The organism is Pseudomonas sp. AC239 (assembly GCF_979258545.1).
This window is the reverse complement of sequence record NZ_OZ409864.1, coordinates 2,074,249-2,092,481: the sequence shown is the minus strand read 5'-3', so window position 1 is coordinate 2,092,481 and position 18,233 is coordinate 2,074,249. Positions and strand designations below refer to the sequence as shown.

Sequence of the window (18,233 nt, the reverse complement as noted above, 5' to 3'; positions counted from 1 at the left end):
TCCCGGAACTTCTTGTCTTGAATCACAGCAAAAAAGTGGCGCTGCGTCGGATGATGGCAACCCGAAAGACCGTATGTCGGAAAGTTCAAAAAAGGAACTGGATGACAGGCTGAAGGACAGGTCGCCGCGGAAATATCAATGTGACATTAGTGGGGCGATTGTTTAGGATGGCTCCCAGAAGGTCAATAGTTTGGCATAAAGTTAATCGCGATAATTTATAGCCAGATTATTGACGGAAATCCAGCGTCAATAAGTTATCCATTTATATAAAGTACGTCCAGACTGAAGTGGCGCCGACGCCCGTCAGGCCCATGGAAGTCAACTGAATGTGACACCCCGGAGAGTCTTCAATGAGCAGTGTTGTTGCCGTCGTCAAAAGCATTGTCGGTCAGGTTTTCGTGGTGTCCCCAGAGGGCGTGCGTCGCGTAATCGTTGAAGGCGATCGCCTGTATGTCGGCGACCAGATCGATACCGGTCTGTCCGGCGCGGTGTCGCTGGAACTGGCCGATGGCCGCATGCTCGATCTGGGCCGCGACACCCAGTGGAGCGCCAGCTCGCCTGATTCCAGCACTGACCTGGCCGAAGCCACGGCGCAGGCTGCGCCTTCTGTAGAAGAACTGCAGCAAGCCATTGCCGCTGGTGTCGACCCGACCACCGCACTTGAATCCACTGCGGCCGGCCCGACCGCCGCAGGTACCGGTGGCGCCGCCGGTGGTGGTCACAGTTTTGTCATGCTCGACGCCACCGCTGGCCGCGTCGATCCGACCATTGGCTTTCCGACGGCGGGCATCAATTCTGCCGGCCAAGTCGCGCAGGACACCACCGGCGGCCTGACCACCGACACCACCACCAACGCGCTGCGTGACTCGACCCTGAGCCTCAGCGCCACGCCGACCATCACCGAAGCCGGCGGCGTGCTGGTGTACACCGCGACCCTGACCCAGGCGCCGCTGACCGACCTGACCATCACCCTGTCCAATGGCGCAGTGATCGTCATCCCGGCCGGCGCCACCACCGGCACCGTAAACGTGCCGCTGGCGCCGAACGACACGGTCTACAACGACCCGACCCAAATCGACGTGACCGTCACCGGCACCAGCGGCGGCAACGGAATTACCGTGACCCCGCCGACCGTCCCGGCGACCACGCAAGTGACTGACACCGTCGACACCACCACTGTTACATTGACGGCTGGCTCAAGCGTGACTGAGGGCGGTCAGATTACCTATACGGCGACGTTGACCAACCCGGCACAAACCCCGGTAACCGTCACCCTGTCGAACGGTTCGACCATTACCATCGGCGCGGGCCAGACTACCGGCACCGTCAACGTGACGACGCCGGCCAATGACGTCTATAACAATGGCAGCACCGTCAGCACCACGATCACTGGCGCTACCGGTGGCAATTTCGAAAACCTGGTGCCGAACACCACACCTGCCGTTACCACGATCACTGATTCGGTCGACAACACCGGACTGACCCTCACTGCGACCAACAATATCGTCGAAGGCGGTCAGATCACCTACACCGCGACCTTGACCAACCCTGCGCAAACCCCGGTAACCGTCACCCTGTCGAACGGCTCGACCATCACCATTGCGGCCGGCGAGACCGTTGGCACCGTGAACGTGCCGACTGCGGCCAACGACGTTTACAACAACGGCAGCACCGTCAGCACCACGATCACTGGCGCTACCGGTGGCAATTTCGAAAACCTGGTGCCGAACACCACACCTGCCGTTACCACGATCACTGATTCGGTCGACAACACCGGCCTGACCCTGACCGCGACCAACAACATCGTTGAAGGCGGTCAGATCACCTACACCGCGACACTGACCAACCCGGCGCAAACCCCGGTAACGGTCACCCTGTCGAACGGCTCGACCATCACCATTGCGGCCGGCGAGACCGTTGGCACCGTCAACGTGCCGACTGCGGCCAATGACGTTTACAACAATGGCAGCACCGTCAGCACAACGATCACTGGCGCTACCGGTGGTAATTTCGAAAACCTGGTGCCGAACGCGACGCCAGCGGTCACCACGATTACCGATTCGGTCGACAACACCGGCCTGACCCTGACCGCGACCAACAACATTGTTGAAGGCGGTCAGATCACTTACACCGCGACCTTGACCAACCCAGCGCAAACCCCGGTAACCGTCACCCTGTCGAACGGCTCGACCATCACCATTGCGGCCGGCGAGACCGTTGGCACCGTGAACGTGCCGACTGCGGCCAACGACGTTTACAACAACGGCAGCACCGTCAGCACCACGATCACTGGCGCTACCGGTGGCAACTTTGAAAACCTGGTGCCAAACACCACGCCAGCCGTTACCACCATCACAGATTCGGTCGACAACACCGGCCTGACCCTGACTGCGACCAACAACATCGTTGAAGGCGGTCAGATCACCTACACCGCGACCCTGACCAACCCGGCGCAAACCCCGGTAACCGTCACCCTGTCGAACGGCTCGACCATCACCATTGCGGCCGGCGAGACCGTTGGCACCGTCAACGTGCCGACTGCGGCCAATGACGTCTACAACAACGGCAGCACCGTCAGCACCTCCATTACCAGCGCGACCGGTGGCAACTTCGAAAATCTGGTGCCGAACGCGACGCCAGCGGTCACCACGATTACCGATTCGGTCGACAACACTGGCGTGACGCTGACCGCGACCAACAACATCGTTGAAGGCGGTCAGATCACCTACACCGCGACACTGACCAACCCGGCACAAACACCGGTAACCGTCACTCTGTCGAACGGTTCGACCATCACCATCGCGGCTGGCGAAACAGTCGGCACCGTCAACGTGCCGACTGCGGCCAACGACGTTTACAACAACGGCAGCACCGTCAGCACAACGATCACTGGCGCTACCGGTGGTAATTTCGAAAACCTGGTGCCGAACGCGACGCCTGCGGTGACCACCATCACCGACTCGGTCGATGACACCGGGCTGAGCCTCAGCGCCAGCGGTTCCGTGGCCGAAGGCGGCCAGATCACTTACACCGCGACGCTGACAAACGCAGCTGGCTCGCCAGTGACCGTGACCTTGTCGAACGGCGCTGTGATTACCATCAAAGCAGGCGAAACCACCGGCACAGCAACCGTTGCTGCACCGTCCGATGACGTCTATAAAGATGCCGGTTCCGTGCAGGCGACGATCACCAGCGCTACCGGTGGCAATTTCGAGAACCTGGTTCCAAGCACTGCGCCAGCCGTGACAACAGTCACCGACACCATCGACACTTCGACGGTCAAGCTGACCGCCGATACTTCGGTCGCTGAAGGCGGCACCGTGACTTACACCGCCACCGTCGGCGCTCCGGTCACCGGCTCGCCTGTGGTCGTGACTCTGGCTAACGGTCAGAACATCACCATCGCTGTCGGCCAGACCACTGGCTCCGTGACCTACACCGCACCGAACGATGCCTTGACCGGCAACGCTCCGCTGACCAACTCGATCACTGGCGTAAGCGGTGGCAACTACGAAGATCTGGTGGCGGACAAAACTCCAGTGTCGACCTCCGTCACCGACGTTGCCGACACCACCAATCTGTCGCTGAGCGCGACCGCTTCCGTGGCTGAAGGCGGCCAGATTACTTACACCGCGACTTTGACCAACGCCGCTGGCTCGCCAGTGACCGTGACCTTGTCGAACGGCGCTGTGATTACCATCAAAGCAGGCGAAACCACCGGCACCGCAACCGTTCCAGCACCGTCCGATGACGTCTATAAAGACGCCGGTTCCGTCCAGGCGACGATCACCAGCGCTACCGGTGGCAACTTCGAGAACCTCGTTCCGAGCACTACGCCAGCGGTTACTCAGGTCACTGACACCATCGACACCTCGACCGTCAAACTGACTGCTGATACTTCAGTGGCCGAAGGCGGCACCGTCACCTACACCGCCACTGTCGGCGCGCCTGTCACCGGCACGCCGGTTGTCGTGACCCTGGCCAACGGCCAGAACATCACCATCGCCGTCGGCCAGACCACCGGCAGCGTCACCGCCCCGGTATCGAATGACGTGCAGATCGGTCACGCACCGCTGACCAACTCGATCACCAACGTCAGCGGCGGCAACTACGAAAATCTGGTCGCCGACAAGACTCCGGTCAGCACCACCGTGACCGACACCGTCGACACCACCAGCGTTGCGCTGACTGCGACCGGCAATGTCAACGAAGGCGGGCAGATCACCTACACCGCGACGCTGAGCAATCCGGCCGGTACGCCTGTGACCGTGAATCTGAGCAACGGCTCGGTCATCACCATTGAAGCCGGCAAGACCACCGGCACCGTGACCGTTCCGGCGCCGGCCGATGACGTCTACAAAGACGCCGGCAAAGTCGAAGTGACGATCAAGGACGCCACCGGTGGCAACTTCGAAAGCCTGGTACCCAACCCGACGCCGGCGGTGACCAATGTTGCCGACACGGTCAACACCACGCACCTGACCCTCAGCGCGGAAAGCTACGTGCTCGAAGGCTCTTCGATCACTTACACCGCAACGTTGACCAACGCCGCGCAGACGCCGGTAACCGTCAACCTGAGCAATGGCCAGACCATTACCATCGAAGCCGGCAAGACCAGCGGTTCGGTGACGATTGCCGCACCGAGCGATGACGTCTACAAGGACGTCAGCAAGCTCACCGTAACCATGACCGACGCCAGCGGCGGTAACTTCGAAAAACTCGACGTCAGCAAGACCCCGGTCAGCACGACGGTCAACGACACGGTCGACACAACCGCACTGACCCTGACCGCCAGCGATACCGTCAGCGAAGGTGGCCAGATCACCTACACCGCGACCTTGAGCAACCCGACCGGCACTGCGATGACCGTGACCCTGGCCAACGGCGCGGTGATCAACATCGCGGCCGGCGCTACCAGCGGCTCGGTGAATTTCCCGGCGCCCGCCAACACCCCGTACATCGATGGCAGCAACGTGCGGACGGCGATCGCCAGCCACAGCGGCGGCAATTTCGAGCGCGTCGAGGCCGATCGTTCGGCTGTGGTGACCAAAGTCACCGACGCCGTCGACACCACCAACATCAGCCTGAGCGCCACCGGCAGCGTTGCCGAGGGCGGCTCGATCGTCTACACGGCGACCCTGAGCAATCCGGCCGGCACCGCCATGAGCGTGACCCTGAGCAACGGCGCGGTAATCAACATTGCCAAGGGTGCGAGCACTGGCACTGCGACCGTCGCCGCGCCTGGCGATGACGTGTACAAGGACGCCGGCAAGGTCGATGCGAGCATCACCAAAACCAGCGGCGGTAATTTTGAAAATCTGCTGATCGACAAGACTCCTGCGGTAACTGATGTCACCGACACCATCGACAACAGCACTGTTTCGCTGACTGCCAGCGCCAGCGCGGTAGAAGGCGGCGTGGTTGTCTACACCGCGTCGGTGACCGCACCGGTCACTGGCTCGCCAGTGCTGGTGACCCTGTCCAACGGCCAGACCATCACCATTCCGGTTGGCGCCAGCAGTGCCAGCGTCAACTTCACCGCGCCGAACGATGCACAGGCCGGCGGCAACACCCTGAGCGTGAAAATCGACGGCGCCAGCGGTGGCAATTACGAAAATCTCGTGGCTGACCAGACCCCGGCGGTGACCTCGGTGACTGACGTCGCCGACACCACCAACCTGTCGCTGTCCGCGACCGGCTCTGTGGCCGAGGGCGGTTCGATTGTCTACACCGCGACTCTGAGCAACCCGGCCGGCACGCCGGTGACCGTGAATCTGAGCAACGGCGCGGTGATCACTATCGAGGCCGGCAAAACCAGCGGCACCGTCACCGTTCCGGCACCTGCCGATGACGTCTACAAAGACGCCGGAAAAGTTGAAGTCACGATCAAGGATGCCACCGGCGGCAACTTTGAAAACCTGGTGCCGAGCACCACGCCAGCGGTTACTGATGTCACCGACACCGTCGACACCTCGACGGTCAAACTGACCGCCACCGAAACCGCGGCCGAAGGTGGCACCGTCACCTACACCGCCACCGTGGGCGCTCCGGTTACCGGTTCGCCTGTGGTCGTGACTCTGGCCAACGGTCAGAACATCACCATCGAAGTCGGCAAGATCAGCGGCAGCGTGAGCACTACCGCGCCGAACGACGTCCTCGCCGGCCACGCGCCGCTGACCAACTCGATCACCAACGTCAGCGGCGGCAACTTCGAAAACCTTGTTGCCGATCAGACCCCGGTCAGCACGACCGTGACCGACACCGTCGACACCACCAACCTGTCGCTCAGCGCGACCGGCGCGGTGAACGAAGGCGGCCAGATTACCTACACCGCAACCCTGAGCAACGCCGCCGGCACACCGGTCACCGTGACTCTTTCGAACGGTGCGACCATCCTCATCGAGGCCGGCAAAACCAGCGGCAGCGTGACGGTCGATGCTCCGAAAGACGACGTCTACAAAGACGCCGGCAGCGTTGAAGCGACCATCCAGAGCGCAACCGGCGGCAACTTCGAAAACCTCGTCACCAGCAAAGAGCCGGTGGTGACCACGGTCAACGACACCATCGACACTTCCACCGTGTCGCTGAGCGCAACCGCGAACGTTGCCGAAGGCGAAACCGTGGTCTACACCGCCACCGTGGGCGCGCCAGTGACCGGTTCGCCGGTGGTGGGGAGCCTTTCCAACGGCCAGACCATCACCATCGCTGTTGGCGAAACCACCGGCAGCGTCAACTACGTCGCGCCGAACAGCCCGCTGGCGGGCGGCAGCTCGCTGAGCGTGACCATCGACGGCGCCACCGGTGGCAACTACGAAAAACTCGTGGTCGACGGCAAGCCCGCCGACACCGTGATATCGGACACCACCGACACCACCAACCTGAACCTGACCGCCAGCGATTCGGTCGCCGAAGGCGGCCAGATCACCTACACCGCAACGCTGACCAACCCGGCCGGCACACCGGTGACTGTGATCCTGTCGAACGGCGCCACGATCACCATCGACGCGGGTAAAACTACCGGCACCGTGACCGTCGACGCACCGAAAGACGACGTCTATAAAGATGCCGGCAAAGTCGAAGTGACCATTGAAGGTGCGACCGGCGGCAACTTCGAGAACCTTGTTCCGAGCGCGGTTCCAGCGGTGACGAATGTCACCGATACCATCGACACTTCGACGGTCAAACTGACCGCCGATACTTCGGTGGCTGAGGGCGGCACTGTCACCTACACCGCCACCGTCGGCGCTCCGGTTACCGGCTCACCAGTTGTCGTTACGCTTGCCAACGGTCAGACCATCACCATCGGCGTCGGCCAGACCACTGGCACTGCAACTGCTGTTGCTGCGAACGATGCGTTGGCCGGTAATGCTCCGATCACCAACTCGATCACTGGCGTGACCGGTGGCAATTTCGAAAATCTGGTGGCGGACAAAACTCCGGTCTCGACTTCTGTCACCGACGTTGCCGACACGACAAATCTGTCCTTGAGCGCCAGCAAGTCGGTGGCAGAAGGTGGCCAGATTACTTACACCGCGACTCTGACCAACGCCGCTGGCTCGCCAGTAACCGTGACTCTGTCGAACGGTGCTGTGATCACCATCAAGGCTGGCGAAACCACTGGCACCGCAACCGTTCCTGCACCGTCCGATGACGTCTACAAAGACGCCGGCTCTGTGCAGGCAACGATCACCAGCGCTACCGGTGGCAACTTCGAGAACCTGGTACCGAGCACTGCTCCAGCCGTGACGACTGTCACCGACACCATCGATACCTCGACCGTCAAACTGACTGCTGATACTTCGGTGGCTGAAGGCGGCACTGTGACTTACACCGCCACGGTCGGTGCGCCAGTTACCGGTTCGCCGGTCGTCGTGACTCTGGCCAACGGCCAGACCATCACCATCGGCGTCGGTCAGACCACTGGCACTGCAACCGCTGTTGCTGCGAACGATGCGCTGGCCGGCAACGCGCCGATCACCAACTCAATCACTGGCGTGAGCGGCGGCAATTTCGAAAATCTGGTGGCGGACAAAACGCCTGTATCGACCGCAGTTACGGATGTTGCCGACACAACCAACCTGTCCCTGAGCGCCAGCAATTCGGTGGCTGAAGGTGGCCAGATCACCTACACCGCGACCCTGACCAACGCCGCTGGCTCACCAGTAACCGTGACCCTGTCGAACGGTGCCGTGATCACCATCAAGGCTGGCGAAACCACCGGCACCGCAACTGTTCCTGCACCATCCGATGACGTCTATAAAGACGCCGGTTCCGTCCAGGCGACGATCACCAGCGCTACCGGTGGCAACTTCGAGAACCTCGTTCCGAGCACTACGCCAGCGGTTACCCAGGTCACCGACACCATCGACACGTCGACGGTCAAACTGACCGCCGATACCTCGGTTGCTGAAGGCGGCACCGTGACTTACACCGCAACCGTCGGCGCGCCAGTTACCGGTTCGCCGGTCGTCGTGACTTTGGCCAACGGCCAGACCATCACCATCGGCGTCGGTCAGACCACTGGCACTGCAACCGCTGTTGCTTCGAACGATGCACTGACCGGCCACGCGCCGATCACCAACGCGATCACCAACGTCAGCGGCGGCAACTTCGAAAATCTGGTGGCGGACAAAACGCCTGTATCGACCGCAGTTGCGGATGTTGCCGACACAACCAACCTGTCCCTGAGCGCCAGCAATTCGGTGGCTGAAGGTGGCCAGATCACGTACACCGCGACACTGACCAACGCCGCTGGCTCGCCAGTGACAGTCACCCTGTCGAACGGTGCCGTGATCACCATCAAGGCTGGCGAAACCGCCGGCACCGCAACTGTTCCTGGACCATCCGATGACGTCTATAAAGACGCCGGTTCCGTCCAGGCGACGATCACCAGCGCGACCGGTGGCAATTTCGAGAACCTGGTACCAAGCACTACGCCAGCGGTTACTCAGGTCACTGACACCATCGACACTTCGACCGTCAAACTGACCGCCGATACCTCGGTGGCCGAAGGCGGCACCGTGACTTACACCGCAACCGTGGGCGCACCGGTTACCGGCTCGCCAGTGGTGGTCACTTTGGCCAACGGCCAGACCATCACCATCGGCGTCGGTCAGACCACTGGCACTGCAACCGCTGTTGCTTCGAACGATGCACTGACCGGCCACGCGCCGATCACCAACGCGATCACCAACGTAACCGGCGGCAATTTCGAAAATCTGGTGGCGGATAAAACTCCGGTTTCGACTTCTGTCACTGACGTTGCCGACACCACTAACCTGTCGCTGAGTGCGACTGGCTCCGTGGCCGAAGGTGGGCAGATTACTTACACCGCGACACTGACCAACGCCGCAGGCTCGCCTGTGACCGTAACCTTGTCGAACGGTGCCGTGATCACCATCAAGGCTGGCGAAACCACCGGCACCGCAACTGTTCCTGCACCATCCGATGACGTCTACAAAGACGCCGGTTCCGTCCAGGCGACGATCACCAGCGCTACCGGTGGCAACTTCGAGAACCTTGTTCCGAGCACTGCTCCGGCCGTAACGACGGTTACCGACACCATCGACACCTCGACGGTCAAACTGACCGCCGATACCTCGGTTGCTGAAGGCGGCACTGTGACTTACACCGCCACGGTCGGTGCGCCAGTTACCGGCTCGCCAGTGGTGGTCACTTTGGCCAACGGCCAGACCATCACCATCGGCGTCGGTCAGACTACTGGCACTGCTACCGCTGTTGCTGCGAACGATGCGCTGACCGGGAATGCGCCGATCACCAACTCGATCACTGGCGTGAGCGGTGGCAACTTCGAAGATCTGGTGGCGGATAAAACTCCGGTTTCGACCGCAGTTACCGATGTTGCCGACACTACTAACCTGTCGCTGAGTGCGACTGGCTCCGTGGCCGAAGGTGGGCAGATTACTTACACCGCGACACTGACCAACGCCGCAGGCTCGCCTGTGACCGTAACCTTGTCGAACGGCGCTGTGATCACCATCAAGGCCGGTGAAACCACTGGCACCGCCACCGTTCCGGCACCGTCCGATGACGTCTACAAAGATGCCGGCTCGGTGCAGGCAACGATTAAAACCGCGACCGGTGGCAACTTCGAGAACCTCGTTCCGAGCACTACGCCAGCGATCACCCAAGTCACCGACACCATCGACACTTCGACGGTCAAATTGACCGCCGATACTTCGGTGGCTGAAGGCGGCATTGTCACCTACACCGCCACCGTCGGCGCTCCGGTTACCGGTTCGCCTGTCGTCGTGACTTTGGCCAACGGCCAGACAATCACCATCGGCGTCGGTCAGACTACTGGCACTGCTACCGCTGTTGCTGCGAACGATGCGCTGATCGGGAATGCGCCGATCACCAACTCGATCACTGGCGTGAGCGGTGGCAACTTCGAAGATCTGGTGGCGGATAAAACACCGGTTTCGACTGCAGTCACCGAAGTTACCGACACTACAAATCTGTCCCTGAGCGCCAGCAATTCGGTGGCTGAAGGTGGCCAGATCACGTACACCGCGACATTGACCAACGCCGCTGGCTCGCCTGTAACCGTGACTTTGTCGAACGGCGCCGTGATCACCATCAAGGCTGGCGAAACCACCGGCACCGTGAACGTGGCAGCCCCGTCCGACGACGTCTATAAAGACGCCGGTTCCGTACAGGCGACGATCACCAGCGCTACCGGTGGCAACTTCGAGAACCTGGTACCAAGCACTACGCCAGCGGTTACCCAGGTCACCGACACCATCGATACTTCGACAGTCAAACTGACGGCCGACACTTCGGTAGCCGAAGGCGGCACCGTGACTTACACCGCCACCGTCGGCGCGCCGGTAACCGGTTCGCCGGTCGTCGTGACTCTGGCCAACGGCCAGACCATCACCATCGGCGTCGGTCAGACTACTGGCACGGCAACCGCTGTTGCGTCGAATGACGCGCTGACCGGCCACGCGCCGATCACCAATGCGATCACCAACGTCAGCGGCGGCAATTTCGAAAACCTCGTCGCCGATAAGACCCCAGTCAGCACCACCGTGACTGACACCGTCGACACCACCAATCTGACCTTGAGCGCCACCAATTCGGTTGCCGAAGGTGGCCAGATCACCTACACCGCGACATTGACCAACGCCGCAGGCTCGCCAGTGACCGTGACCCTGTCGAACGGTGCAGTGATCACCATCAAGGCTGGCGAAACCACCGGCACCGCAACCATTGCGGCACCGTCCGATGACGTCTACAAAGATGCCGGTTCCGTGCAGGCGACGATCACCAGCGCCACCGGTGGCAATTTCGAGAACCTTGTTCCGAGCACAGCTCCGGCCGTCACGACGGTCACCGACACCATCGACACTTCGACCGTCAAACTGACGGCCGATACTTCGGTAGCCGAAGGCGGCACCGTGACTTACACCGCCACCGTCGGCGCGCCGGTAACCGGTTCGCCTGTCGTGGTGACTCTGACTAACGGCCAGACCATCACCATCGGCGTCGGTCAGACCACTGGCACTGCAACCGCTGTTGCTTCGAACGATGCACTGACCGGCCACGCGCCGATCACCAATGCGATCACCAACGTCAGCGGCGGCAATTTCGAAAACCTCGTCGCCGATAAGACCCCAGTCAGCACCACCGTGACTGACACCGTCGACACCACCAATCTGACCTTGAGCGCCACCAATTCGGTTGCCGAGGGTGGCCAGATCACCTACACCGCGACATTGACCAACGCCGCTGGTTCGCCAGTGACCGTGACCTTGTCGAACGGCGCCGTCATCACCATCAAGGCTGGCGAAACCACCGGCACCGCAACCGTTGCGGCACCGTCCGATGACGTCTACAAAGATGCCGGTTCCGTGCAGGCGACGATCACCAGCGCCACCGGTGGCAATTTCGAGAACCTTGTTCCGAGCACAGCTCCGGCCGTCACGACGGTCACCGACACCATCGACACTTCGACCGTCAAACTGACGGCCGATACTTCGGTAGCCGAAGGCGGCACCGTGACTTACACCGCCACCGTCGGCGCGCCGGTAACCGGTTCGCCTGTCGTGGTGACTCTGACTAACGGCCAGACCATCACCATCGGCGTCGGTCAGACCACTGGCACTGCAACCGCTGTTGCTTCGAACGATGCACTGACCGGCCACGCGCCGATCACCAATGCGATCACCAACGTCAGCGGCGGCAATTTCGAAAACCTCGTCGCCGATAAGACCCCAGTCAGCACCACCGTGACTGACACCGTCGACACCACCAATCTGACCTTGAGCGCCACCAATTCGGTTGCCGAGGGTGGCCAGATCACCTACACCGCGACATTGACCAACGCCGCTGGCTCGCCAGTGACCGTGACGTTGTCGAACGGCGCCGTCATCACCATCAAGGCTGGCGAAACCAGCGGCACCGTGAACGTGGCAGCCCCGTCCGACGACGTCTATAAAGATGCCGGTTCCGTGCAGGCGACGATCACCAGCGCTACCGGTGGCAACTTCGAGAACCTGGTACCAAGCACTACGCCAGCGGTTACTCAGGTCACCGACACCATCGATACTTCGACCGTCAAACTGACTGCAGACACCTCAGTTACCGAGGGCGGTACGGTGACTTACACCGCCACTGTCGGTGCGCCAGTTACCGGCTCGCCAGTGGTGGTCACTTTGGCCAACGGCCAGACCATCACCATCGGCGTCGGTCAGACCACTGGCACTGCAACCGCTGTTGCTTCGAACGATGCACTGACCGGCCACGCGCCGATCACCAACGCGATCACCAACGTCAGCGGCGGCAACTTCGAAAATCTGGTTGCGGACAAAACTCCGGTTTCGACCGCAGTTACCGATGTTGCCGACACTACTAACCTGTCGCTGAGTGCGACTGGCTCCGTGGCCGAAGGTGGTCAGATCACTTACACCGCGACACTGACCAACGCCGCTGGCTCACCAGTGACCGTGACTTTGTCGAACGGCGCCGTGATCACCATCAAGGCTGGCGAAACCACCGGCACCGCAACCGTTCCAGCACCGTCGGATGACGTCTATAAAGACGCCGGTTCCGTGCAGGCGACGATCACCAGCGCTACCGGTGGCAACTTCGAGAACCTGGTACCAAGCACTACGCCAGCGGTTACTCAGGTCACCGACACCATCGATACTTCAACGGTGAAGCTGACTGCAGACACCTCAGTTACCGAGGGCGGCACTGTAACTTACACCGCCACTGTCGGTGCGCCAGTTACCGGCTCGCCAGTGGTGGTCACTTTGGCCAACGGCCAGACCATCACCATCGGCGTCGGTCAGACCACTGGCACTGCAACCGCTGTTGCTTCGAACGATGCACTGACCGGCCACGCGCCGATCACCAACGCGATCACCAACGTCAGCGGCGGCAACTTCGAAAATCTGGTGGCGGACAAAACTCCGGTATCGACCGCAGTTACGGATGTTGCCGACACAACCAACCTGTCCCTGAGCGCCAGCAATTCGGTGGCTGAAGGTGGCCAGATCACCTACACCGCGACATTGACCAACGCCGCTGGCTCGCCTGTAACCGTGACCTTGTCGAACGGTGCCGTGATCACCATCAAGGCCGGTGAAACCACCGGCACCGCCACCGTTCCGGCACCGTCCGACGACGTCTATAAAGATGCCGGTTCCGTGCAGGCAACCATCAGCAAAGCCACTGGCGGCAACTTCGAAAATTTGGTGACCAGCAGCACACCTGCCGTGACCAATGTTACGGACACCATCGACACCACCACCGTAAAACTTAGCGCAACCGCCACAGCGGCAGAAGGCGGCAATGTCGTCTACACCGCAACCGTCGGCGCCCCCGTCACCGGTTCGCCAGTTGTCGTAACGTTGGCCAACGGCCAGAACATCACGATCGCGGTCGGCCAGACCACCGGCACCGTAACGGCCATCGCACCGAACGATGCGCTGACCGGCAACGCTCCGTTGACCAACTCGATCACCAACGTCAGCGGCGGCAACTTCGAAAACCTCGTCGCCGACAAAACGCCGGTCAGCACCACCGTGACCGACACCGTCGACACCACCAGCCTGTCGCTGTCGGCAACAAACTCGGTGGCTGAAGGTGGCCAGATCACTTACACCGCGACCCTGACCAACGCCGCTGGCTCGCCAGTGACCGTAACCTTGTCGAACGGCGCCGTGATCACCATCAAGGCTGGCGAAACCACCGGCACGGTGAACGTTCCAGCGCCAGCTGACGACGTCTACAAAGACGCCGGCACCGTGCAGGCGACCATCAGCAGCGCCACCGGAGGCAGCTTCGAAAAACTGGTACCGAGCACCACGCCAGCAGTGACCAGCGTCACCGACACCGTCGACACCACTACCGTCAGCATCACTGGCAGCAGCTCGGTGACCGAAGGCCAGACCGCCAGCTATACCGTCAGCCTCAATCACCCGGCGCAGACCGAAGTGACCCTGAAAATCGTCTACAGCGGCACCGCCGCCGACGGTTCGGACTTCACTGGCGTGTACACCGTGAAGATCCCGGCGGGCGCCAGCAGCGCGCAGTTCAACGTCGCCACCCTCGATGACAAGATCACCGAAGGCACCGAGAACTTCGTGGTCAAGATCGATTCGGCTACCGGCGGCAACTTCGAGAACCTCGCGGTCAGCAGCACCAATGGCAGCGTCAGCACCTCGATCATCGATAACGATGCACCTCCGGTACTCGATCTGGATGCCAACAACTCCAGCGGTGCGACCGGTGCCGATTACAAAGTGACGTTCACCGAGAACACCCCGGGCGCCGGCGTGTCGATCGCTGACACCGACATCAGCATCACCGACCCGGACAGCACGATGCTGACCGGGGCCACCGTGGTGCTGACCAACCGTCAGGACGGCGATGCGCTGAATCTGGGCAACAGCGTCAATGGCATCACCATCAATGCCAACAGCACCAACGGCACGGTGACCCTGACCCTCTCGGGTAACGCGACCCTGGCCGACTACATGCAGGCCATCAAGAACATCAGCTTCACCAACAGCAGCGAAAACCCGAGCACCGTGCCACGCATCATCACCGTGACGGTGACCGATGGCGGCAACTACTCGAACACCGCGACGACCACGGTCAACGTGGTGGCGGTCAACGATGCACCGGTCGCCGCGCCGAGCAATGTCACCGGCACCGAAGACACGCCGCTGGTACTCGGCTGGTCGACCTTTGGCGTCAGCGATGTCGACAGCCCGGCGAGCAGCCTCGGAATCAAGATCACGCAGCTGCCGGGCGAGGGCAAACTGCAGTATCTGGACGGTTCGACCTGGAAGGATGTGGCCAACAACCAGACCTTCAGCAAGGCCGACATCGACGCCGGCAAGCTGCGTTTCCTGCCGGATGCCAACGAGTCGGGCACCAACGGTTACGGCGGCACCGGTCTGGGCAACAATCAGGCGGATTACGCACAGATCAAGTTCCAGCCTACCGACGGCCAGGCGCTGGGCAGCACCGGCACAGTGAAGATCGACATCACGCCAGTGGCGGATGCGCCGACCTTAGCCGTGGCTGACAACAGTGTGAAATCCACCGGCCTGATCAAGGAAGTCTGGACCGGTCTGTCGGGCCTGGGCACCGACGGCAGCGGCGCGAACTCGACCACTCTGAAAAGTGTGATCGATGCGGCTGGCAAGCCGAACTCCAGCGGTAACATCACCAATGTGCAGTCCGATGGCAGCGTCGCGGCCGGTACGGCTTCGAAGACCTCTGGCCTGATCTATCTGGAAGCCGGCAAGACCTACAGCTTCAGCGGCGTGGCCGATGACAGCCTGCTGATCACCATCGGCGGCAAGAACGTGGCTTCCGGTACCTGGGGCGCGGGCGGTGCGATCAATGGTTCGTTCACCCCGACCACCAGCGGCTACTACACCCTCGACATCTACCACCACAACCAGAGCGGCCCGGGCAGCTACGACGTCAACCTGTCGGTCAACGGCGGCACGCCGATCGATCTGAGCAACGCCGGCGTGCCGATCTACACCGGTGTGCAGGACCTGATCAACTCGGGCGTGACCGTCTCCGATCTGCACGGCACTAATGGCGAAGGCTATTACGACGGCTACAAGCTCAACACCGGCGCCGAAGGCACCACGGTGAAACTGTCGGCGATCAGCACCGCGCTGACCGACACCGACGGCTCGGAAACCCTGAGCGTGAAGATCAGCGGCGCGCCGGTCGGCTCGGTGCTCAGCGATGGCGCGGGTCACACCTTCACCGTCACCGCGAGCAATGGCGAAGCCAACGTCACCGGCTGGAACCTCGGTTCCCTGGCCGTGACCCCACCGGCCTACTACAACGGCCAGTTCAACCTGACCGTGACCTCGACGTCCACCGAACAGGTCGGCGGCTCGGCGAGCAGCAGCGCGACCATTCCGGTCACGGTAGTGCCTGCGGTGTACAACGCGGTCACCGCCACCTCGGGTGACGACAACGTCACCGGCACCGACGCCAATGACATCATCGTCGCTGACATCGGCGGCCTGACCGTGGTCCCGGGCACCAATTACAACATCGCATTCATGGTCGACAGCTCGGGCAGCATGAGCGCCTCGTCGCTTAACGCTGCGAAAGACTCGCTGACCTCGGTGTTCAACAGCCTCAAGCAAAGTCTGGGCGGCAGCAATTCGGGCACGGTGAATATCTTCCTGGTGGACTTCGATACCCAGGTCAACAAGTCGGTGTCGGTGAATCTCAACGACCCGAATGCGCTGGCGCAACTCAAAGCCGTGCTGGATTCGATGGGCTCCGGTGGCGGCACTAACTACGAGGACGTGTTCAAGACCACGGCCAACTGGTTCCAGAGTGCCGACGCGGTGGCCAACAGCGGCGCGAAAAACCTGACGTACTTCATCACTGATGGCCAGCCGACCTATTACCAGACCGGCGAGCAAACCAATCCGACGCTGTATGGCAATGTGAAGCTCGACGACGTGGTGAAAACCAGCAACTACAAGCCGGGCGACACCTTCAGCACGTACATCGACAACACTCACGCATTGACGATCAACAGTGCCGGCACCGTGACTCTGCAGACCTACAGTTCGTGGTGGGGCTGGAGCAGCAGCAATCTGGGCACCATTCACGCTCAGGGTGACGGCACTTACGAGCTGTCGAACCTGGCCGGTACCGGTAACAGCACCAACTCGTCGACCACCAGCAACTCGACCAGCGGCTTTGCCTTGTTGAGCGGATTGTCGAACGTCGAAGCCATTGGCCTGAACAACGACGTCAGCCTCAACGACCTCAAGCCGTACGACTCGGACAAAACGCCGCAAACCAACATCGATCCGAAGGATCTGGCCAACTCGATCATCGGCCATACCGAAGCGACGATGCCAGGTAACGACACCGTCAACGGCGGCGAAGGCAACGACATCCTGTTCGGCGATCTGGTCAGCTTCAACGGCATTGCCGGCGAGGGTTACCAGGCGATGCAGGCGTTCGTCGCCAAGGAAACCGGCGTCGATGTCAGCAAAGTCAGCACCAGCAACGTGCACCAGTACATCACCGAGCACTATCAGGCGTTCGATGTGTCCGGTGCGCACGATGGCAACGACACGCTGCTGGGTGGCGCAGGCAATGACATCCTGTTCGGCTCGGGTGGCACCGACCTGCTCGACGGCGGCAAAGGCAATGACATCCTGCTCGGCGGCACTGGCAACGACACGCTGATTGGCGGTCAGGGCAACGACATCCTGATTGGCGGTTCCGGTGGCGACACCTTCGTCTGGAAATCAGGCGACACCGGTAACGACGTGATCAAGGATTTCAAAGCCAGCGAAGGCGACCGCATCGACCTGCGCGACCTGTTGCAGGGCGAAACCGGCAGCACGATCGACAACTTCCTGAAGATCACCACGGTCGATGGCACGTCGTCGCTGCAAGTCAGCTCGGCGGGCAAATTCAACTCGGGCGATGCCGCTGCGGCCACGCCGGACGTGACGATCAAACTGGAAGGCAACAACTGGGCGAGCGCCAACCTGCACAACCTGATTGCCGGCAGCGATCCGACCATCAAGGTCGACCACAACAACAGCTGAGGCTGAAACCAAAACGGCCGCCTCCTGTGAGGCGGCCGTCGCGTTTGCGGGCGATGCAGCGGTGACGATTTGATCGTCGCCCCGCATACTGGCGCGCAGTTGGCTATGCTGCTGACAGCATGACGCTGTTCATTTGTGAGGGAT

At 61.4% G+C, this 18,233-nt stretch carries 1 protein-coding gene; it reads left to right on the top strand.

Features of this window, described 5'->3' with window-relative positions:
- Positions 1 to 350 precede the first annotated feature (350 nt).
- Positions 351 to 18,089, top strand: coding sequence for a LapA family giant adhesin (locus ACZ0AZ_RS09645; protein WP_463537271.1), 17,739 nt, complete (start codon positions 351 to 353; stop codon positions 18,087 to 18,089).
- Positions 18,090 to 18,233 lie beyond the last annotated feature (144 nt).

Bases quoted from the DNA above. Each gene is read 5' to 3' on its own strand.
- ACZ0AZ_RS09645 (WP_463537271.1), top strand. From the start codon at position 351: ATGAGCAGTGTTGTTGCCGTCGTCAAAAGCATTGTCGGTCAGGTTTTC.